The sequence below is a fragment of the Sessilibacter sp. MAH1 genome (assembly GCF_054658315.1).
Map to the genome: position 1 here is coordinate 94,965 of NZ_BAAGIC010000014.1, position 21,729 is coordinate 116,693.

Here is a 21,729-nt window from a genome sequence, read left to right on the forward strand (position 1 = left end):
TTCCGCCAATGTCTATCCTAAAACTTTTTTAATCGTTTCTAATAATTTCTCTGGATTAAAAGGCTTAACTAACCAACCCGTAGCACCAGCAGTTTTTCCGAGGCTTTTCTTATCCATAGAAGATTCTGTGGTTAACAGGAGGATTGGTGTGTATTTGTAATTAGGAATCGCTCGAAGCTGTTTTGTGAGATCAATACCATTCATCACGGGCATGTTGAGATCGGTAACTACAGCATCGAAGCGATCAGCTTTAGCAACAGCTAATGCTTGCTGGCCATCTGCCGCGTCTTTAATTTGGTGACCGGCCGATTGCAGCGTAGCGGCAACCATGTTGCGCATAGATGCCGAATCATCAACGATTAAAATGCGAGCCATTAAATACTCCTTGAAGCAATTCGGTGTTGAAAATGTAAAATTTATCGGATGGTAAATTAATTAATGTCTAAAACTTTTGATAAACCAAGTAATTTTACTGCGTTGATGAGTGCATCACTCGGTGATCGCCATATAATTTTCCCGCCGGTACCAGAGATTTCTTTTTGCAAGCTAACAAATAATTGCAGTCCGGCTGTATCAGCTTTAACAACCTTGTCTGCTTTTAACTCAATAACAGAAGCCTTCGCTATCGCCTTTGATAACCTAGCGTGCAAAGATGCGACTTGTGTAATGTCTAAATGCTCACCACAAGAAAAGGAGGTTTTCTCGCTCATCGTAATTCCGAAAATTTGAAATCTACTAAAAATGCCTTAATATCAGCACAATTTCTGCTGGACCCTGACGTTTTGAGTTACAGCTATCGACGCATAAAAGAAAAGCTTTAGATTATGGCGGTTTTCCACAGTCCTCTAAGACAAGGTCTATCCTACCGAGAAACAAGAGGTAAACCCGCTGTTTTCTCGTAGACTAATGTTAGTCTCAACTAAGCTATTTTGCCTAAAAAGGATGAAACTAAATCTTAGAAAATTTGACTTACGATAATGCTTATAACTAAGTGTTAGAGTAAAAAAGATAATTATTTACATCAGTATATTCTGCTATAAATTAACTGCGCATCAACTCGGATCAGCCGTGGGAATCTAAGCAGTCTTGCTGACTTACAAACCATTTGTGACTAAAACGTTATTAAATTGCAAATCGTATCTTTAACTTTCTGTGCTTAGATTAAAACAGAAATATGTCTATGAATAATTTCTTGCGGTTAGACTCTCAATTCATACTTACATAAGTTTTTTTGGTTTAATCGATATATTTACAACAGCTAATACAACGCAGTGCAAACCCATACCGATATAAGTCAATAATTTTTCTATTCAGAAATTAACTGAAAAAATAATACATTTTTTGCAAATATCGGAACCGGCCATATTTAAAGTAATTATTATTGACAGCCCATAGGCACGCGTCTAAATCTTAACTAGGCAATAAAAAAATATACGCGCCGAGATCGGTTGAACATTTTGATAAGCTGATAGATCCAAATCGCATTTTTGGCAAATATTTTAGGCACAACTTTCTGATTCTTTAAAATAACTATTTATATAAAGGAAACGTTGGCAACAACTATTATTGGCACATGAGTTTATTACCAGGGCTTTCTATTTTTTTAGCCGCTGATAAAGAGCATTCTCAAGTTCTAAGAAACATGCTTGTATCGGTGGAAAAGCAGTGCGATAGCAACTCGCTCATTAAAATAGAAGAAACTCATTCACTATTTGAATTAAAACCACTTCATACACATCATTTTGATTTAGTTTTGGCGTATTTCGGCGAAAACAATTGGAGTGAAGACGCGTTATCTCACCTTGTCAAACATTCTCACAACAGTTTTGTTATTTTAATAGTTGCTGACAGTTTAGAGCTAGAAGTTAAGTCTTTTCTTAAAATTGGTATTTGTGATTACTTAATAGAATCGGAACTAAACGAACGAGCATTCCAAAGATGCATTCGTTTTGCGTTTGACCGACGCGAATACCAAAATCAATTTTTGCAAATATCCAATATTGATCCGGTTACTGGATTACCCAACCGCCGTGGTTTTCACAGGTATTTAGAGCGAAAATTGGATGAAGCCAAACGTTTGGATTTATACATTGGTTTGCTCTACATTAATGTGGACAAGTTTAAGCTTATTAACGATACCTGTGGCCAAAAAAAAGGTGACGATTATTTGTCACGCCTTGCGGTATTAATACGCTTAAACATGCGCAGCAGCGATTTTTTGGCGCGACTTGGTGGCGATGAATTCGCAGTTGTGCTCACCGCTAATTCTACCAAACTATCGACGTTTTCATCGATTGCCGAAAAAATTCTCCGATCTCTACATCGCGGCGTTACCTTATCAAGTGGTGAGATACTGGAAGGTAAATGCAGCATTGGAATTACTCAATATTTTGGAAATCATCGCCACATCAATACCGATCATCTGTTATCTCAAGCACAAGCAGCAATGCTTTCTATGAAAAAACGCGGCGGTGATGGTTTTACATTTTTCGACGAAACTCTAGCCGTAAAAGCAATCCGCAGAATTCAGCTGCTAAAATGCATTCGCATTGCCTTTAAAAAAGGCGAGTTTTATTTAAATTATCAACCCATTATGGAGGCATCAACCGATCGAGTACGCGGTTACGAAACACTTCTACGCTGGCAGCGAGAAAACGGTGAAATTGTACGTCCCGATGAGTTTGTACCTATTTTAGAAGAAACCGGTATGATTCACGTATTGGGTGCGTGGGTTTTACAAAAGGCGTGTGAAGATTTTTCTCAATGGTTAAGCAATGGCGATGTCGATGAACGCTCGTGGATCAGCGTGAATCTTTCGCCGGTGCAATTGTTGGATATCTCGTTAATTGACCGGATTAAAGAAGTTATCGCCCACAATGGACTAGACGCTCATCAATTGCATATTGAAATCACCGAATCTTCATTAATGGAGTACAACGAGTACACCTTTGATTTACTGGCCAAAATAAAGAGATTGGGTTGTAAATTAGCACTGGATGATTTTGGCGTTGGTTATTCGTCTATGAATCATCTCAAACAGCTACCCATTGATACACTTAAAATCGATCAGTCGTTTATTCGTCACTACCGTAACGATCCATCTGATCAAGCGATTATTCGAGCCATGGTGTCTTTGGCTCAGAATTTAGGGAAAACCGTTGTCGCTGAAGGTGTAGAAACGCAAGCCAGCGCGAATTTTTTAAAACAGCGTCGCTGTGATTATCTGCAAGGTTTTTTATACGCAAAACCCATGTCTTACGAAGCAGTAATACAATTTACTCGAATGCAAAATCGTAAAATTTCCAATCACTAGCGGTTTATCATCGCTGCGCTCTTTCAATTTTTTTTCAAGTTGCTTTTCTTGCTGTTATTCTTCTTACCGTGGTTTTACTTGGAGAAACTCGTATTCACCGGCGAGTGGTGCCACACAGAAAGTGATTTTAATTTCGATAAATAATTGAAATGGGTGAGAAACCATCTTGAAATTACAAATTGTAATTTCAAGATGGTCCACCGATTAAGTCAACAAAGATTAATCGGTGGATTGCAGAGATGTTATCTAGCCTTTTTCGATGGTTTGATGAATTTCTTGATGATGATCGGCAACATCTGGATGCGGCGGAGTCATTTTAGAAACAACCACAATTGCTAATGATGAAAGCACAAAGCCTGGTACGATTTCGTACAAATCAAAAATTCCACCACTGACCTGTTTCCAGAGAACAACAACCACACCGCCTACAACAATACCAGCCAGCGCGCCGTATTTACTCATTTCTTTCCAGTACAGGCTAATTAATAAAGCCGGGCCAAACGCCGCACCAAATCCCGCCCAAGCATAGGAAACCAAGCCAAGTACAGAACTACCCGGAACTAATGCAAGAGACGTTGCAATCACCGAAATAGCCAGTACCGAAATACGACTGACCCAAAGTACTTCGGTAGGGCTCGCAGATCGACGCCAGAGTGCTTTGTAAAGATCGTTAGCAAACGCCGAAGATGAAACTAGCAGTTGTGAATCAGCGGTACTCATAATTGCAGCTAAAATGGCCGCCAGTAAAATACCAGCGACAACCGGATGAAAAACCGCAGAGACCAAAACCATAAAAATAGTCTCGCTGTCTTCTAATGAAGTGCCTTGTTCGGTGGTGAAAACAAGACCCACTAAACCCACCGATAGCGCGCACAACAAGGCGATAAAAGTCCAGCCAATTGCAATTCTACGTGCGGGTTTTATATCGGCTGCGGTTCTTACCGCCGCAAATCGCGTTAATATATGTGGTTGTCCAAAATAGCCTAAACCCCAAGCAAGTAGTGATGCAATTGCAATAAACGTCAGAGGTGTTCCCTTATTATCGGTAAAGGGATTGAGCAGTTCGGGATTAATGGCATGTACGTGGTCGGAAATATTTCCTGCGGGTAAATCGGTCCATACAATAATGGGAACTACTGCTAAGGCCGCTGCCATTAATAATCCTTGGACAAGATCGGTCCAGGCGACGGCAAGAAATCCGCCAAATAATGTGTAACCAACAATGCACAAACAACCGATTATCACCGCCCATTCATAACTAAAACCAAAAACCGTGGAAAATAATTTGCCACCGGCGACCAAGCCCGAACTGGTATAAAATAAGAAAAATAATAAAATAAAGATTGCCGAAACCCACTGTAACAAACGACTGGTATCGTGAAAGCGGTTACTAAAATATTCTGGCAGCGTAATCGCATCGCCCAGACGCTCTGAATAAACTCTTAAACGTTTTGCAAGAATTCGCCAGTTCAACCACGAACCAACGATAAGGCCAATGGCGATCCAAGATGCTTCTAAACCCGAGAGATAGGCGTAGCCGGGTAGGCCTAAAAGCAACCAACCGCTCATATCGGATGCACCGGCACTCAGTGCCGCAGGCCAAGGTGATAGCGATCGACCTCCTAAAAAATAATCGGCAGAGCTGTCGGTTTTTGTCCAAGCCCAGTAGCCAATTAACAGCATACCTACTAGGTAGACAATAAACGTAATAATTAAACTGATTTGATCTGAGGTATTGAGCGTATTTGTAATCACGGTTTCGATGTTTCCATTGGCAAATCTGTCTCTGGTAAGACACACGTTAATTGGGCATTTAAAACGACGTTGATTCTCTCGAAGCTTTTATCAATTATTTTATTTTTTGTATTTAGAACAATGCTGTATTTTTATGATGGAAACTCTGATTAAATTAAAAAATGGGGTACTCAAAAGTACCCAAACATTTTGAACAACTTTCTACAAACGGATATTTAATTACGCTTAAATACCGGCTTCAGAATATTATGCAGTTGTCACTGATGAAATTTTGAATTATTCAAAGCTTCCTTTAAGTAACAGATGCTTTACAGGATCGATTACTTCATTCGTTAAATACGATGCTCAGTTTACCGTATTATGACGGACAAAATTGGATGTTTACGAAACAAATTATTTCACAGCGCCGGTGATTACGCTTTTTTCAAGGAGAAATCTGTGATTCCAGATTCACTTAAGGATTTTTATCTTTCACATGTAAACGCACAAGTGGCTATGGCAGAGTCTGCTTTGAGTTCTGGTGAGTTTGATAATTTGGTGATTTACGGTGGCGGCTTGAGCTATCGGTTCAGAGACGATACCAGTTATCCTTTTCGTATCAATCCTTACCTAGCACGTTTTGCTCCGTTGCAAGCATTCACCGATTGCTGGTTAATTCTTGCCGATGGCCGCCCAAAGTTACTGGTTCGCCAATCTCGCGATTTCTGGCATAAACAGGCAGAATTCAATGATTCGGTGCTGAAGGATGCTTTCGATATTGAAGTGTACGACGAAGCTCAAAAGGTCATTCAATCGCTGAATAGTTTAACCGGAAAAACTGCGGTAATTTCTGAAAAAACACCCGACGTCTTTGAACAGCTAAATCAACTTGAGCTATTTTCATTAAACCCAAGTACGGTTTTAAACTACATTGATTTTCATTGTGCGATTAAAACCGAATACGAAATTGCCTGTATAAAAGAAGCAAGCGATCTGGGTGCTGTTGCACATACTCAAGCGTTGCGTTCATTTGAGCAAGGTAAGAGCGAGTTTCAAATTCATCTCGATTATCTGCAATCAATTGCTGTTGAAGCCCACGAGCTTCCTTACGATAACATCATCGCGCTCAACGAAAATGCTGCGATTTTGCACTACACCCATCGGTCTAGAACCGCTCCGCAAAAGCCGCTGTCGATGCTGATTGATGCTGGCGCCTGTTATTTGGGCTACAACAGCGACATCAGCCGAACCTACCTATATCCTTCTGTGCAAAGTTCTGCGGCTCGCGATTGTTTTCGGGGAATGTTGTCGAGTTTAGATCAAGCGCAAAAAACACTCATTGATGACATAAAACCCGGTGTTAACTATCGTGATTTGCATCTGCGTGCGCATCAAAAAATCGCGCAAATTTTAGTGGATGTAGGCTTGGTAAACGCTTCTGTTGATGCAGCTTGGGCGACCAATATTACTTCTACGTTTTTTCCGCACGGTCTCGGCCACTTTTTGGGCTTACAGGTTCACGATAAAGGCGGCTGGCTAGCTAACGATCAGGGTGAAACCAATCCACCACCAAAAGAGCATCCTTTTTTACGGTTAACTCGACCCATTGCGGCCGGTCAGGTTTTTACCATAGAACCCGGAATCTATTTTATTCCTATGCTGCTTGAGCAAGTAAAAGCAACCTCAAACGCCAAACTTGTAAATTGGTCACTACTGGATGAGCTGCTGCCCTACGGTGGTATTCGCATTGAGGACAATATCGCCGTCACCGAGACCGGTTCACAGAACCTGACTCGCGTTGCGTTTGCAAACATTTAATGTGAATTGGATTGGAGCCCAAGCAACTCAGGCAATCAGAAGGTAGAGTAACGACTGTACTCTGAGGTGGTGATAATCGGTTGGTGAAGAGTTTGTTTAATCAATTTCAGGAAGGGTAAGTCATTGAAATTGTGAAGAAATTGGAAATTGTATTGTCATGCTTTTCTCTGATTAAATCATGGATGAGTTAATCAGGGGTTCCAATAGATCTTTATCGCGAAGACTCTTCTACGGATTCGAGATTGTAACCGTATTCCACTCGGTTACGGCCGTTGTATTTAGCGCGATACATGGCGCGGTCTGCCTCGTTCAACAGCTGCTCAATGGTTCTGCGACGAATTGAAATAGCAACGCCAACACTTACCGTCATAGATAACTGAATACCATTAGCATTAATGGGGGTTTCTTCGACGGAGCGACGAATACGCTCGGCCGTGCGCAAAGCGCCAGCACGATCGGTATCGGGAAGTAAAAATCCAAATTCTTCACCACCAAGGCGACCCACCATATCGGTACCTTGACGTACTAATTCTTCAAATTGAATGGCTAGCGCTTTTAAAACTTCATCCCCAATTAAATGACCGTGCTCGTCGTTAACGCGCTTAAAGTGATCGATATCTACCAATAAAATCGCTAAAGATTGGCCACTGCGTTCGCTGCGTTGTAACTCTTTATTAACTTGCTGGGTGAAACAACGGCGGTTGGGTAAATCGGTGAGGTAATCCGATAAAGCTTGGTGCTCTAACTTTGCCGCTAATGCTTCGGTGGCTTCGACTTGCTTTTGCAGCTCTTCGGTTCGTCGCGCTACGGCAAACTCTAAGTGCTGTTTTTGCATATCCAAGTCGGCGATGGCTTGGTCACGACTCAACCGCATGGAGTGCAATACCATGCACGAGCCCATAATTATCGCTGCGTAAATTTGCAAGGCAACAAAAACACCGTCGTTAAAATCCACCACCAGCAATGTCGTCATGGCTAGGCATCCGGTCAGAACGATTACCAGACAAATGGTTGCCAAAGCGGTATTACGGCGCATTCCTAACCAAAGACAAATCGGTAAAGACAGCAGAATTGCTGGGTATTGGCCTAAAGACTGAAATAATTCAGAGCGAATTAAAAACCACATAAATACTAGCGTAATAATCGCGACGATTACTGGCAGTACTCGCTCTTTAGTGGCGGTGTAATCCGCAATTTTAGATTGCGACACCGCCAATAATAGCGGGCAGAACAAGACGTTGCCAGTGATATCGGAAAATAACCAGCGACCAAAGATCACTTGCAACTCAGATAAATCTAAAGAGCGAACCGTGGCCAAAGCCACACAACCAACCAGCGCTGAAAATAGGCTCTGAACGGGTGTTGCAACCAAGGTTAAGCTCAATATTGATCGCAAACTGCTGACGTTGTGGTAACGGCCACCAAGATAGAAATAGGCTAACGCCCCCAGCCATGCAGCGGCGGTATTATTGAGGGTCATCCAGGTGAAAAGAGGTTCGTAGGGCAAACCGGCAATGATGTGATAAAGCTCTTGCCCAAGAATAACCGGAAAAACTGCTAAGCGGCCATAGCGGATAAACAACCACATTGAGAAGGCGCCGGCGGGCCAGATGACGGTAATTTCGTAGGTATCGTGTTCGAGGGCGTGCGAGCTGGCAACGGCCAAAATGACCAAGGCGGTAGAATACAGTAGCCAAAATAAATTAGCACTGATTCCAACTTTTCGAACAACGTACGAATCCATCTTGAGAGCGCGAAACCTGAAGAACTACCTGAGACAATTAGAAACTATGAACATGCAACAAAAGATGAACGTAATAATAAAGGTTCAATCAACTTCATCAGGCTTAACGATGAAGTATTTAAACCCCGCACTGATTACTAATGCGTGATTGAACTTTAATTAAAGCCCATGCGGCACAAAAATGTTAGTACTTTCAGTATTTTTGTATAATCTAATGCCAATAGTATTACAGACGTACTTATAACAAGCTTGTGTAGTAGATACAAAATGTTTCTTATAGAACCTGATATCACTTGGTAGTTGTTATAAAAAAATTGAGTAATGCCAGAAAACAAACAAACTTATATCGATTATTAAAATAACGCGCCTCCATAGAAGCGCGAAAGATAGGGTTATTAAGACGGGTAATTAGCTCGAAAACGCTTGAGCAACCAAAGCCTGAGCGTCTTTTTCTAATTCAGTAAGATGTTCTTCACTGACAAAGCTCTCAAGATAGATTTTGTAGATGTCTTCGGTTCCAGAAGGTCTGGCTGCAAACCAACCATTTTCGGTTTCGACCTTCAAGCCACCGATGTCTGCATTGTTACCCGGAGCTTTAGTCAGTACTCGCGTAATGGTATCTCCGGCTAAACGATTGGACTTTACGTCGTTTTCCGAGAGCGAACTGAGCCGCTGCTTTTGCTCTTTAGTGGCAGGTACGTCAATGCGGCGGTAGATAGGCTGACCAAATTTTTCCGTCAGTGCTTGGTAATGTTGAGCGGGATCTTTACCGGTAACAGCTAGTATCTCAGCGGCTAATAACGCCAAAATAATTCCGTCTTTATCGGTACTCCAAACCTTTCCGTCTTTTCTTAAGAAAGATGCGCCCGCGCTTTCTTCGCCACCAAAAGCCAATTGACCGTTAAATAAACCATCTACGTACCATTTAAAGCCAACCGGAACTTCACAAAGTTGACGCTGCTGACCGTTCACCACTCGATCGATAATGGCGCTAGATACTAGGGTTTTGCCAAACCCCAACTCAGGCGACCAATTAGGGCGATGATTCATTAAATATTCGATGGCAACGGCTAAATAGGCGTTGGGGTTCATTAATCCAAAACCCTTACACACAATGCCATGACGGTCATAATCTGGATCGTTACCAACGGCGATATCAAAATCGTCTTGCAACGCCAATAGATTCGCCATGGCACACGGAGATGAGCAATCCATACGGATTTTGCCGTCTTTGTCGAGCGGCATAAAACTGAAACTTGGATCAACTTTGGTATTGACCAAGGTGATGTTTAATCCGTAACGTTCAGCCATTGGCTGCCAGAAAGCAATGCCAGAGCCACCCATTGGATCAACACCAATTTTTATGTTGGCATCAGCAATGGCCTTCATGTCGATCACTTGATCAAGCTGACTAACATAGTGCTCAATGTAGTCGAACTCTTCAACAAACCCCTGCCCTTGAGCCTCCGCAACCGTTATACGCGCCACGCCCGCCAAATTGGCTTTGAGCAACTCGTTAGCGCGCTTGGCAACCCAATTGGTGATGTCGGTATCCGCAGGGCCACCCATCGGTGGGTTGTATTTGATGCCACCGTCTTCGGGCGGATTGTGAGAAGGTGTGATAACAATGCCATCGGCTTTGCTGGTGTGAGTATCGTTGTGCGTCAAAATCGCGTGGGAAATCACAGGCGTTGGCGTGTAACCACCGCCGGATTGAACTCGTGCGGTTATACCGTTGGCACATAGAACTTCTATAACCGATATAAATGCCGGCTCGGACAAGGCGTGCGTGTCTTTACCCACGTAGATTGGGCCATCAATACCTTGCGCTTTACGATATTCAGCAATAGCTTGGGTAATAGCGAGAATGTGATGTTCGTTAAATGTGGTTTTAAGAGCACTGCCGCGATGACCAGAAGTACCGAAACTCACCGCCTGAGCGGGATTATTTTCGATATCGGGCTGGCTGCGGTAATAACAAGAAACTAAATGAGGGATGTTACAAAGAGAGTCACTGGGTGCGGGTTTGCCCGCTAGAGGATGTAATGCCATGGTATCCTTCCGCGAAGTGTTAATCCTAGATTGGGACTAAGCCAAATTGAGCCTAAGCCAAAATTTTAGCCAGCCTATCATAATTACCTCTTTTATAGTGACGAACTGGAGATATTTATTGCAACAAATTGTTCGAGTAAAACAAACAAAACAGCTCAAAATACAACCAAAAAGCACGCTACTTTTAGATCTATAACCATCTTTCTTTTCCAAATACGTACAGAAAGTAAACGGTCATGGTTTAGTTTGCTTTACTGTATCTATATAATCCGCCCCCTCATTTTTTAGGTCGTAAATTTTGGCCTCACTATTACAGACGACATCGAGTATCTATTTAATTAATTGGTAATAGGCTAATTAGTAATAGGCCGAGAGTCGGAAGTTAACGTCAATCTACTTTGTCGAGGAACACCCATGGAAAAGGTCGCAATTGTAATGGGCTCAAGCAGTGACTGGCCAACGATGCAAGCTGCCAGCGAAATACTGACCGAACTTGGCGTAGGTCATCATGTGGAAGTGGTTTCTGCACACAGAACTCCCGATAAGATGTTCCAATTTGCAGAATCTGCCGCCGACAAAGGAATTGAAGTAATTATCGCGGGCGCCGGTGGTGCTGCGCATCTCCCGGGTATGATTGCCGCAAAAACTCGCTTGCCAGTATTGGGTGTTCCCGTACAAAGCAAAGCGTTAAGTGGCCAAGACAGTTTGCTATCGATCGTACAAATGCCAAAAGGTATTGCCGTGGGCACTCTCGCCATTGGTACTGCTGGAGCGTTCAATGCCGGACTTTTCGCAGCGCAAATTCTCGCCAACCACGATCCTGCACTTGCCAAAGCCATTGAAGATTTCCGAGCCAAACAAACTCAACAAATCCTCGATAACCCAGACCCTCGTTCCTGAGTAATTTAGAGCAATTAACGCCATGACAAATGACGTAAAACCACAAAAAATATGGGTCTTAGGCGATGGTCAGCTTGGCGCCATGCTAAAACATGCCGCTATGCCGTTAAATTTAACGGTCGAACCCATCGACATTAACGCTACCGAGCTGCCAAACCTTCAGCCTCTAGATCGAGTTACTGCCGAGCGGGAACAATGGCCGGACACTCCAGTTACTCAGGCACTCAGCGAGCATCCGCATTTTTTAAATAAGAATACCTTCTCAACCTTGGCCGATCGCGCCTCCCAAAAAAGCCTGCTCGACGAATTAAAAATCAGCACAGCACCTTGGCAAAAAGTGGAAGTCTCGACGATCGAAGCAACACTGCATGAGCAACTTGGCCCGCGCGTTTTGCTGAAAAGACGCACCGGCGGATACGACGGACGCGGACAACATTGGTTGAAACAAGCAGAAGCTTCGAAAATTCCCGCAGACTGGCACGAGCAAGCCATCGCCGAAGCCGCGATCGATTTTGACGAAGAAGTATCGATCATTGGTGTTCGTGGTAAAAACGGTGACTGTTTTTTCTATCCGCTCACGCTAAATCTAAATACCGATGGTATTTTGATGGCCACTGTGTCGCCTACTGAATGCCTGTCACACCTACAAGCCGCAGCCGAAACCATGCTAAAAACGCTACTTGATCATCTCGATTACGTCGGGGTTTTGGCAATCGAGTTGTTCCGTCTTGGCGATACTTTAATGGTCAACGAGCTAGCGCCACGCGTTCACAACACCGGACACTGGACCCAAGCGGGCGCCAGTATTTCTCAGTTTGAGTATCATGTTCGAGCAGTTGCCGATCTACCATTAACGGCAGCGACCATAAAAGCGCCTAGCGTAATGGTGAATTTGATTGGAACCGAATGGGATGAGCGCTGGTTGGGTGTTAAAGGAGCTGAAGTTTATTGGTATGGCAAATCTCATCGCCCCGGCAGAAAGCTCGGCCACATCAATATTTGCAGCGGCGACAAGAGTCTACTGCGCGCCAGTTTAGAAGAGCTGCGTGGCTTACTTCCTGAGAATTATGCGCCTTGTCTGGACTGGGTGCTCAAGAATATCTGATGACAAGATAAGTCGATCAAGTAAGCTCGAATGAACTCTTGATCGACGCTACCCCAATTTTTATCAGCGCTAGAAAAAGCGATTAAAGCACCAGTGATTCTGAGCTAACACTCTATAAATCAATCTAACTAATGAGTGTAAACACTCACTAGCGAAGTTTTATATAGTGTGTTTCCCGGCTTTCTTGACGCGCTTTTTCTTCGGCACACAAGTCTGCCGTCGGTCGCAACAGCAAGCGGCGTAAACCGATGGGTTCACCGCTGATTTTGCAGTATCCGTACTCGCCCTCTTCGATCTTTTTCAAGGTTTTAACAACCTTGTGCATCAACTTAGTTTGCCGATCCGCCATGCGCAGGCGCTGCCGGTTTTCTTCTTCGGTTAATGCACGATCCAACTCGTCGGCTTCGCGCTCTTGCCCAATAATCTGAGTGCGTATGCCTTCCAGTTGCTCTTCTATTTCAGCTTTGTTTTGCAGCAGCAAATTCCTAAAGAATGCTAACTGCTCCTCGTTCATGTACTCTTCTTCTGGCATAGCCAGTAACTGCCGCTCGGAAATCATCAAATTCTCCCGTCAACAAAAGCAATCACAACGATCAATATCGGCGGCAAGCATATAGCGAAGTTTTGGCAGTTCTATGACAATAAGCCGCAAAATATCGGCAATTTTGCTGATTTAAATGCCATTTTTGATAAGATTCGCCTTTTTAGCGTTTACGTATTGAGATTAAATCATGACCCAGTTTCGCCCTTGCATCGATCTCCACCAAGGACAAGTAAAACAAATCGTTGGTGGCACTTTGAACGATGAAGGCGCGACCACGAATTTTGTCAGTGAATACGACGCAGCCTATTACGCCAATCTTTATAAAGATCACAACCTATTGGGTGGGCACGTTATTGGCCTTGGGCCAGGCAACGAAGAACAAGCGAAGCTTGCCTTATCGACCTGGCAAAAAGGTTTGCAATACGGCGGCGGCATCAATCTTCAAAACGCTGAAGATTACCTCAGCGCTGGTGCCAGCAAGGTTATCGTTACTTCTTATTTGTTTGAGAATGACCAACTGAGCTGGGAACGCGTAGAAAAACTCAATACGTTGGTCGGCGCTGAACAGTTGGTATTGGATTTAAGTTGCCGACGTGTTTCTGAAGGCTGGGCCATCGCCACCAATCGCTGGCAAACCGTCACCAGTACATTAATTACCGCAGATAGCCTAAAAACGTTATCGCAGTATTGCAGTGAGTTCTTGATACACGCCGCGGATGTGGAAGGCCTACAACAAGGCATTGACCAAGAATTAGTAGCCTTTTTAGGTGAACACTGCCCTATCCCGGTAACCTATGCCGGAGGCGCACGCAGTATCGAAGATCTGGAACAGGTCTCTACTCTGTCTCAAGGTCGAGTCGATCTTACCATTGGCAGCGCGCTGGATATTTTTGGCGGCAACGGTGCGAAATTTTTAGATTGCGTGGCTTGGAATCTACAACACCAATAGCGTTGTGTATTACCAAACGGTGATACACCAACAGACCTAGATTAATACGTCTGTGATTTAATCAGAGAACATAAGCCAGCAATGCGATTTACAAACTCTTCACGATTGCAGTCACTTACCTTTCTCGCACTTACCATTCATGAAATCGGCAACACATTCTTTTATTGCCGGAAGCTCTGGGTTAGCTGGAGTTTCCGACAATATTCTTACATCCGAAATCTCGTTACCTACGTACTGGCTACCGAGTAACATAAGAAATCATGCCTGCCGTAAAAACTCAATGACTTTAGAGCATGCATGAACAGCCTAATAAAGAACCGCGTCAAGCAGTTCTTGCTGAAAAGGCTCATCAATTATTGACTAGATTGCAGACTCCCGCTTTTTTAGCATCGAGCAACTCTGCGGTTTAAATTATGTTTGTCGGTGGAGATATTTGTTGTGAGACGATTTTCAATCCGTGATTTAGCCACAAAAAGTGTCGATAAAATTATTGTTCACAGTCATGGAAACTTTCTTTATACGATTGAAGTACTGGTGGGTGAAGAGTTCTTCTCACTGTCCGATAACAACGGTCGAACCGCTCGATTTTACAACACGGAATCAGCCCGACAATTGTTTAAACAATACCAACAAAATCTCGATAACGCTTTTTTGGTACAGACCGCAACCTACGGTGAAATGATTGGTTTAGAAGAAGTCGCCGTAGAACCTATGCAAATTTCTCTACACTGGAACAAAGCGCATTACGACGAGCTACAAGAGTGGTAAAAGTGCAGCAAAACACAACGACTCACCGGCCGTTATTCACAACGCTAAAATCATCAACTCTGGTTAACCCAGAGTTGCCAGCCATACAAGGATTTTCCGCCGGTTTCTAGAACGGTAAGTCATTGAAATTGTGAAGAAATCGAAAATCGCCTTTCCGATTTTCGCCGCTGCTTAAATTGCAGATAAATCACAAGGTTTTTTCTGTAAGCCAGACCGAAAACTTACCGACCTCTAATTAAGGTTTTGCTTAACAGCAACTCATTCATTGTCTATTGATGTCTTTCCATCAATGTCTTTCTGTTGTCTTTCTGTTGTCTTTCGGCAATTTATCCAAATAACGATTTAAATTATTCGGTTAATGATTTTAGCGCCTTTATTTTTATTTGTTTGCACAAGCTGTAGGTAAATCTGTTTTTCTCGATAAAATACGAAAGAAGATTCAAGATCCGACTTTAGTGCGTAAAACCAACTCAAATTTCGATTAGCAAGCCAATTCTTGATCTTGTTTATAGCTATTTCTACTAGGCGACACTACAAATTTTTTGTTGTAGTTTTTAAACCTCGATTTATTAGCGTTAAATTTAGAAATCCATGATAAAAACTTATAAAAACGTGAATATCTGACCGCCAGTTTTGGCGTGAATGATATTAAAGCGTAACAATTAAAAATCTTATATTGGCAGCTAATAAATAGGTTTTGCGTTTTTTAAATCAGGCAAAACTAATACAGATAAGTCTAGAGTAATCATTTTTCGTACAAAATATTCACCTAATGAAGTGTATTAAAGCGCTTACCAGCCGAAGCATAGATACACTGTTTTGATTACGCACAAACCGCCGAAATAAATGGAAGTCATCCTCTGTAAAAGGTTAACACTGGGCTGTTAATATATAGACGTAATAACATCCCAAAGTCTCTGAGCAGCATTAAGCTACTGACAGACGACTTAAAGATCTCTCGACCGAGAGATACATAAGGTTAGTAAAGCCAGCAAAGTGGCGTCTAACCGCAAAACCAAGGAAATAGCAGGTATCGAGGAATTATAGACAGGGCTCGTCTTCACTAGGCAAAATCATGAAACATCAAAGATATACCCATATTTTTTGTAATGTTTCTGAGAGCTCGATCTTATATCTAAGTAGAAAATATGGATAAGTGGCTTTTTTTATAACTAAAGGTCGCTAAATCAAATTTTTTATTATTTAATAACCATCCTCGATCGCTAAATGGATATAATCGCTGCGCAAGTGATGCGCTAACCTGCAGAATCGAAGCCCGTGACCGACTCAATCAGCCCAGCCAAGAGCTTTCTAAGCTTAAAATGGCAAGCCGTTATTAGCGTGAGCCTAGTACTCATCTTCAGTTTTGGCCTGCTCACAATTAATGGCCGTTCCAACCTCGAACAAACGTTCGAAAGCGAACGCGAAAGGGTTTTCTTCGACCGTCAAAAAGCGGTCTCAGCATCACTCGATACCATCAAGCTGCAATTGCAGCGCCTGGCCGGCCATATGCAAGGCCAAGCCATCCTTATTAAAGACACCACTCGCTCCCAAGCCTTAATTCAAACCATCGCCACCCACTGGGACCAGCTCAATTTCGACTGGGGCGTTGACTCTATTACCATTTTAAGTCCAAGCAATAATGTGAGTGGCCATTGGGGCCAAGAAATTGGCCTAGAAACCTTTCCGGTAGATTGGTTAGAAACGGCTCGTTCAACAGAGGCAACCGTCAGCCAAGTATGGTGCCCAACCATTTGCACTCAAGTTGCCATTGTTCCGGTGATTTTAGAACGCGGCTCTATTGGTTTGATGATTTTATCGAGCTCACTTGCCGACGCGGTGTTGTACTTCCAAACCATTACCGACGCAGACATTGGCATTTTAGTTGACCATCAACGTCAAACAGAAAGTGCCGATCATCAGCTAATCAGCTGGCGATACGATCTTGCCGCCTTAACCGGTGCGCCAACGACCTACGAAGTGTTAAAAGAACTCTCTAAAGAAAGAAAATTCGCCGAGGTTAAAGATCAGCGCAATATTCGTCAGTGGAATTGGCAATTTTACGAAGTGAGTTTTATTCCGTTAACGGCATCACTCGATGAAAATATTGCCCAGCTGGTGGTGATTGACAATGTCACTACCGAAATGAATCGACTAGATACGACGCTACGGTATTTAGTTATCGCTTCGGCCATCGCCCTGATTTTAACCGAGGCCGTACTGCTGGCAATGCTTTGGTTGCCGATGCTACGCCTGCAAAAAGTTTCCCAGGTGTTGCCTTTATTGGCCAACAATACCCACCGTAAAATCAACAAGCTGCTAACGCCTAGCATTGGCAAGGCTGTAATTCGTAACGAAATTCACGAACTGTACGACTCCACGATCTCTCTTTCTCACACTCTTGAAGAACTCGACAAGATGGTTGAGTCGAGAACGTCCCGACTGAAAAATCGCAGCCAAGAATTACTGCAAGAAAAGAACTTTGTTACCAGCCTTCTGAACAACGTTCATATTGTTATCTTGACCCAAGACTACAACAGCAACATAAAGCTATTAAACTCCGAAGGCAAACGCATTATCGATTTCGACGAAGAGAGTGAAAAAGACTTTAAATTCGTCAATCAATTGGAAGACGAAGATAAGGTTAAATTCTTTGATGGCTTAGAAAAGCTTAATAACGGCACCCTAACCGAATTCCGACATGAGCTAGATTTTGTTGATATGCACGGTAATCCGTTGCATATGGAGTGGTTCCACAGCGTGTTGCCCAAATCACTTTCTGAAGGCGATTTAATTCTCTCGGTTGGTTTGGATTTAACTGCTCGAAAAATTGCAGAGAAAAACCTCGCTTGGCTCGCCGACCACGACCCTCTTACCGAACTGTTCAACCGCAGACGTTTCCAAAAAGAATTCGAACGTGTTCTTAAATACGCCAATCGCAACAACAAAGCGGGCGCATTAATATTTTTCGATATCGATCAATTTAAAGCCGTAAACGATACCAGCGGTCACCCAATGGGTGATCAGTTGTTACGCGAAATCGCCAAAAAACTCAAAAGCAGCGCCAACCCCCGAGACATTATTGCTCGTCTTGGCGGCGATGAGTTTGCGATTTTATTGGAAGAGTGCGGCAGTCCTTGCGCCATTAAATTTGCTGAAGATTTTTGCGATGCCATTAAGCACACCAAAATTTCCAACAACGGTTCCACACATCGCATCAGCTTAAGTATGGGCATTGCGGTATTCCCAGACCACGGCAAAGCCGCCGATGAATTAATGGCCAACGCCGACCTCGCCATGTATCGTGCAAAAGCAACTTCAAATGCGCGCAGTAACTGGGAACTCTACTCCAGCCAAACCCAAGATAAAGAAGAGCTTTATCATCGCATTAACTGGAAACAACAAATCGAACACGCGCTAGAAAATGATCGCTTTGTCTTGTATTTCCAACCTATTTTAGATATTCGCAGCGGCTATATTTCCCATTACGAATCTTTAGTGAGAATGATCGACGACTCGGGCAAGATTATCCCGCCAATAACCTTTATTCCCGTCGCCGAGCAAACCGGATTAATTTACGAAATTGACGTGCATATTGTGCGACTGGCAGTGAAGGCGTTAAGAGCTTTTCATCAATACGATCCCGATATCAGTCTTTCGGTCAACTTATCAGCCCGCGCACTGAGCAATAAACAATTTATCAACCTTGTCGAGCAGTGCGTAAAAAGCTCGCCTCTTGAGCGTTCTAAATTATTATTTGAACTTACCGAAACCTCGGCACTTGAAGATGTTGATGCCGCAGCCCAAGAAATCGAGCGCTTCAAAAAACTTGGCTATCGTTTTGCCATTGACGACTTCGGCGTTGGTTTCTCGTCTTGGTATTACCTGCGCCAACTGCCTGTAGATTACGTAAAAATTGATGGTTCATTTGTTCGCAAACTTTCGAGCAATATGGAAGACCGATTGTTTGTAAAAGCCATTAATGATGTTGCCCAAGGCCTCGGCAAAAAAACCATTGCAGAATTTGTTGAAGACCAATACTCGTTAGCACTACTTTCAGCCATGGGTGTAAATTACGCTCAGGGTTACCAAATTGGTAAACCACAACCGCTAGACGTTACGCTGGAATCTTTCGCAGAGCCCCTCAAACAATAAAATTAATGGCCGCGAAGACATGTTTTATTTTTATTCATTGTTATTCAAAATTGCTCACACGTTGTATGCAGGCAATGTGTTTAGGTTGAATGTGAAAAAACTTATTTTTCGAACCTTTCTATTAGGATTTATGCTTTCGGCTATGGCTAATTTAAGCTTAGCTCAAAGCTTAGACGAAGAAAACGCAGCTGATGACGGCGACCTTCACCCTAATAGAATTACCATCATTGCGAATAAAGATGTCGATACTGAAAGTTTATCGACGGTGGATGTGCGTTCGATTTTCGCGATGCGGCAACGTGTGTGGCCAAGCGGTGAAACCATAAAAGTGTTTGTTTTCTCCGATAATAATCCCACACATGTGCGCTTCACCAAACAAATTTTAAATACGTTTCCTTATAATCTACGCAGAATTTGGGACCGCCGAGTTTTCTCCGGTATCGGACAATATCCAACTCGCCTTAACACTGAACAAGAGATGATAGACGCCATAGCTAATACCACAAACGCAATTGGCTATATTCAACACGAATACCTAACGGATGAAGTCAAAGTTTTGGTGGTCAATAATGACTAAAATCCAAAAATCCAAAAAACCGGTCATCGCACTGTTGTGCCTGTCATCATCCGCTATCACCTTAGCCGACGAAGGCAGCCTCATGCCTGGCAATATTGCTTTCCACGGCTTTGCGACCCAAAACTTTGTTCACTCCTCCGATAACCAGTTTTTCGGTGATAGCGAATCGGGCAGTTTTGAGTTTTTTGAAGTTGGTGGTAACGCACTTTGGAAAATCAACGAATCTCTGTCGTTTTCGGCGCAACTGGTTGCTCGCGATGCTGGTAAAACCGATGACGGCGACCCACGCTTCGATTACGCATTTTTAGACTATCAGTATTTTAAAAATGATTGGACCTCAGCCGGTTTTCGCGTTGGTCGTGTTGTTCAGGCATCTGGCCTGTATAATGAAACCCGAGATGTAGCAGCAACTCGCCCAAGTATTATTTTGCCGCAGTCGGTGTATTTCGACACACTAAGAAATCTCGCGCTCTCTTCTGACGGAATTTCTTTTTATAACGATTTTTTCCGTGGTCAACACGAGCTTTCTACTCAGCTTGTTATCTCCGAACCCAGAGCCGAAGATCCAGATTTAGAACCAACCGTATTCTCTCAGGCTCGTCCGGGTCGCTTTGATGGCTCTGCCAGCTGGATTGGAAGAATTCTCTACGATTACGATTTCGGTCGCCTGAAATTCGGCATTACAGCCGCCGAGTTAGACATTGCCTACAAAGAACGCGGCGATCCAGTACTGTCAAACGGTGAATTTAGTTTTCGTCCCATTATTTTATCGGCGCAATATCAATCCGAAAAAATTACATACGCAGCCGAGTATATTCGCAGAAAATCCTATTTAAAGGGTTTTGGTTCGGCTGTTAATAATGAAGTCACAGGCTCTAGCTATTATCTGCAACTGCAATATCGATTGAATAATCAATTCAGCTTTTTTACGCGTTTCGATAATTTAATTCGCGACGACAAAGATATTAAAGGCGAGAAGTTTGCAGAAGTAACCGGGTTTGAAGCAACCACACGCTTTTCTAAAGATTTTGCTGTGGGTGCTCGCTGGGATATAAACAATACTTGGCTGGTAAGTGCTGAATATCACAATATTGAAGGCGCTGGCTGGTTGTCGCTTCTAGAAAATCCAGATCACGATGTTCAAAAATTCTGGAATTTATATTTGATGTCAGTTTCAGCTCGCTTTTAAGCTGCGCATGATTTCACCCTAATTAACCAGACTAAGCCCTAAGCAATTTACAGCTATCACAGTATCGCGCTTTGAATTTTGACACTCAAAAATCCGTAGATTAACCCATCACTACACGACATTTTATCGGTGCAAGCTAACGGTTTTTATCCGCTATTATTTTCAAGAAATAAAGTGCAATTACAGTTGCGGAAAGACGCAGCGGTAATTCTAATTTCTTACTGAAAATGAGGATTACGACCAGTAAAATGCTCGTTATACAACGACTGAATACTTATCAAATCTTCATCTAAATCGCCGCTTAAGTTGGCGATTCCAATAAAGTTAAATGTTTTACTGGGATAATCCCAGGCTACCAATAAAAGCGGTACTTCTAACTCGTAGGCTAATCGTAAAAAACCGGTTTTATAGCGCCCTACCTTGGCTCGTGTTCCTTCTGGCGTAATTGCAACCCAGCAGCGTTCGTTTTTCTTAAACCAATCACTTACTTGGCTAATAACCTTAGCGCCTTTTTTGCGATCAATAGGAATACCACCTAAACGCATAAATAAGCCTTTGAAAGGCCAGAAAAACGCCTCTTTTTTCATGAGGTATGAAAATTTAACACCCACACCAAGCACTAAAAACATCGCGACAATAAAGTCCCAATTAGAAGTATGTGGCGCACCAGCAATGATTATTTTTTTGTAATTGGGAATATCACCGCGGATTTTCCAGCCCATTAACGCCAAAACTTTTGCCCCAAGCCAGCGGGTAAAATGATTACCCGCTCTAGGCATATATTCTGGCGTTACTACTAACTCAACGGGTTTCGGTTCACTCTGTTTAAGTGCCTGTAAATCCATTCGTTACTACTCAATCTAATCTTAAGAGAAATCGGC

17 protein-coding genes are annotated in these 21,729 nt (G+C 43.0%); 9 read left to right on the plus strand and 8 right to left on the minus strand.

Features of this window, described 5'->3' with window-relative positions; all coding sequences use genetic code 11:
- Nucleotides 1-12: 12 nt before the first annotated feature.
- Together ACYQ28_RS14205 and ACYQ28_RS14210 are read right to left on the minus strand one after the other, a co-directional pair.
- Nucleotides 13-375: a response regulator gene (locus ACYQ28_RS14205; RefSeq protein WP_460051053.1), complete on the minus strand. Its 363-nt coding sequence runs from the start codon at nt 373-375 to the stop codon at nt 13-15.
- Nucleotides 376-431: 56 nt separating this feature from the next.
- Nucleotides 432-710 (minus strand): STAS domain-containing protein, encoded by a 279-nt coding sequence (locus ACYQ28_RS14210; RefSeq protein WP_460051051.1) that lies wholly within the window; start codon nt 708-710, stop codon nt 432-434.
- Between the two features lie 863 nt (nt 711-1,573).
- Between ACYQ28_RS14210 and ACYQ28_RS14215 the strand changes: the two genes are divergently transcribed.
- Nucleotides 1,574-3,313: a two-component system response regulator gene (locus ACYQ28_RS14215; protein WP_460051049.1), complete on the plus strand. Its 1,740-nt coding sequence runs from the start codon at nt 1,574-1,576 to the stop codon at nt 3,311-3,313.
- A 246-nt stretch (nt 3,314-3,559) separates the two neighbouring features.
- Here ACYQ28_RS14215 and putP read toward each other — a convergent pair whose 3' ends face one another.
- Nucleotides 3,560-5,068 carry a sodium/proline symporter PutP gene (gene putP / locus ACYQ28_RS14220; RefSeq protein WP_460051047.1) on the minus strand — a complete coding sequence of 503 codons (1,509 nt, stop codon included), beginning with the start codon at nt 5,066-5,068 and terminating at the stop codon, nt 3,560-3,562.
- 438 nt (nt 5,069-5,506) lie between these two features.
- On the opposite strand from putP, the gene pepQ reads away from it, so the two are divergent.
- On the plus strand, nt 5,507-6,865 hold the full coding sequence (pepQ, locus tag ACYQ28_RS14225) for a Xaa-Pro dipeptidase (protein ID WP_460051045.1): 1,359 nt from the start codon (nt 5,507-5,509) through the stop codon (nt 6,863-6,865).
- Nucleotides 6,866-7,076: 211 nt separating this feature from the next.
- On the opposite strand, the gene ACYQ28_RS14230 is transcribed toward pepQ, so the two are convergent.
- Complete coding sequence (locus ACYQ28_RS14230) at nt 7,077-8,609, minus strand: sensor domain-containing diguanylate cyclase (RefSeq protein WP_460051043.1); 1,533 nt, start codon at nt 8,607-8,609, stop codon at nt 7,077-7,079.
- Nucleotides 8,610-9,017: 408 nt separating this feature from the next.
- Nucleotides 9,018-10,661 carry a phosphoglucomutase (alpha-D-glucose-1,6-bisphosphate-dependent) gene (pgm, locus tag ACYQ28_RS14235; protein WP_460051041.1) on the minus strand — a complete coding sequence of 548 codons (1,644 nt, stop codon included), beginning with the start codon at nt 10,659-10,661 and terminating at the stop codon, nt 9,018-9,020.
- A gap of 414 nt (nt 10,662-11,075) precedes the next feature.
- On the opposite strand from pgm, the gene purE reads away from it, so the two are divergent.
- Nucleotides 11,076-11,561: a 5-(carboxyamino)imidazole ribonucleotide mutase gene (gene purE, locus ACYQ28_RS14240; RefSeq protein WP_460051039.1), complete on the plus strand. Its 486-nt coding sequence runs from the start codon at nt 11,076-11,078 to the stop codon at nt 11,559-11,561.
- Between the two features lie 22 nt (nt 11,562-11,583).
- A complete protein-coding gene (purK, locus tag ACYQ28_RS14245; RefSeq protein ID WP_460051037.1) occupies nt 11,584-12,666 on the plus strand; it encodes a 5-(carboxyamino)imidazole ribonucleotide synthase in 1,083 nt (360 codons plus the stop codon).
- A gap of 148 nt (nt 12,667-12,814) precedes the next feature.
- On the opposite strand, the gene ACYQ28_RS14250 is transcribed toward purK, so the two are convergent.
- Nucleotides 12,815-13,225: a TraR/DksA family transcriptional regulator gene (locus tag ACYQ28_RS14250; protein WP_460051035.1), complete on the minus strand. Its 411-nt coding sequence runs from the start codon at nt 13,223-13,225 to the stop codon at nt 12,815-12,817.
- 172 nt (nt 13,226-13,397) lie between these two features.
- Here ACYQ28_RS14250 and hisA point away from each other — a divergent pair, with 172 nt between their 5' ends.
- Nucleotides 13,398-14,159 carry a phosphoribosylformimino-5-aminoimidazole carboxamide ribotide isomerase gene (hisA, locus tag ACYQ28_RS14255; protein ID WP_460051033.1) on the plus strand — a complete coding sequence of 254 codons (762 nt, stop codon included), beginning with the start codon at nt 13,398-13,400 and terminating at the stop codon, nt 14,157-14,159.
- 111 nt (nt 14,160-14,270) lie between these two features.
- Here the strand turns inward: hisA and ACYQ28_RS14260 are convergent, their stop codons facing one another.
- Nucleotides 14,271-14,411, minus strand: coding sequence for a hypothetical protein (locus tag ACYQ28_RS14260; RefSeq protein WP_460051031.1), 141 nt, complete (start codon nt 14,409-14,411; stop codon nt 14,271-14,273).
- 186 nt (nt 14,412-14,597) lie between these two features.
- Here ACYQ28_RS14260 and ACYQ28_RS14265 point away from each other — a divergent pair, with 186 nt between their 5' ends.
- The 4 genes from ACYQ28_RS14265 to ACYQ28_RS14280 all read left to right on the plus strand — a co-directional run bounded on the left by ACYQ28_RS14265 (nt 14,598) and on the right by ACYQ28_RS14280 (nt 20,848).
- The gene (locus tag ACYQ28_RS14265; protein ID WP_460051029.1) at nt 14,598-14,927 is read left to right on the plus strand and encodes a DUF6482 family protein; all 330 of its coding nucleotides are present in this window, start codon (nt 14,598-14,600) and stop codon (nt 14,925-14,927) included.
- Nucleotides 14,928-16,205: 1,278 nt separating this feature from the next.
- Nucleotides 16,206-19,082 carry a bifunctional diguanylate cyclase/phosphodiesterase gene (locus ACYQ28_RS14270; RefSeq protein ID WP_460051027.1) on the plus strand — a complete coding sequence of 959 codons (2,877 nt, stop codon included), beginning with the start codon at nt 16,206-16,208 and terminating at the stop codon, nt 19,080-19,082.
- 142 nt (nt 19,083-19,224) lie between these two features.
- Nucleotides 19,225-19,659 carry a hypothetical protein gene (locus ACYQ28_RS14275; RefSeq protein WP_460164721.1) on the plus strand — a complete coding sequence of 145 codons (435 nt, stop codon included), beginning with the start codon at nt 19,225-19,227 and terminating at the stop codon, nt 19,657-19,659.
- The gene (locus tag ACYQ28_RS14280) at nt 19,652-20,848 is read left to right on the plus strand and encodes a hypothetical protein (RefSeq protein WP_460051023.1); all 1,197 of its coding nucleotides are present in this window, start codon (nt 19,652-19,654) and stop codon (nt 20,846-20,848) included. The genes ACYQ28_RS14275 and ACYQ28_RS14280 overlap by 8 nt, the downstream gene beginning before the upstream one ends.
- A gap of 218 nt (nt 20,849-21,066) precedes the next feature.
- Here the strand turns inward: ACYQ28_RS14280 and ACYQ28_RS14285 are convergent, their stop codons facing one another.
- The gene (locus tag ACYQ28_RS14285; protein WP_460051021.1) at nt 21,067-21,693 is read right to left on the minus strand and encodes a 1-acyl-sn-glycerol-3-phosphate acyltransferase; all 627 of its coding nucleotides are present in this window, start codon (nt 21,691-21,693) and stop codon (nt 21,067-21,069) included.
- Nucleotides 21,694-21,729: the final 36 nt, after the last annotated feature.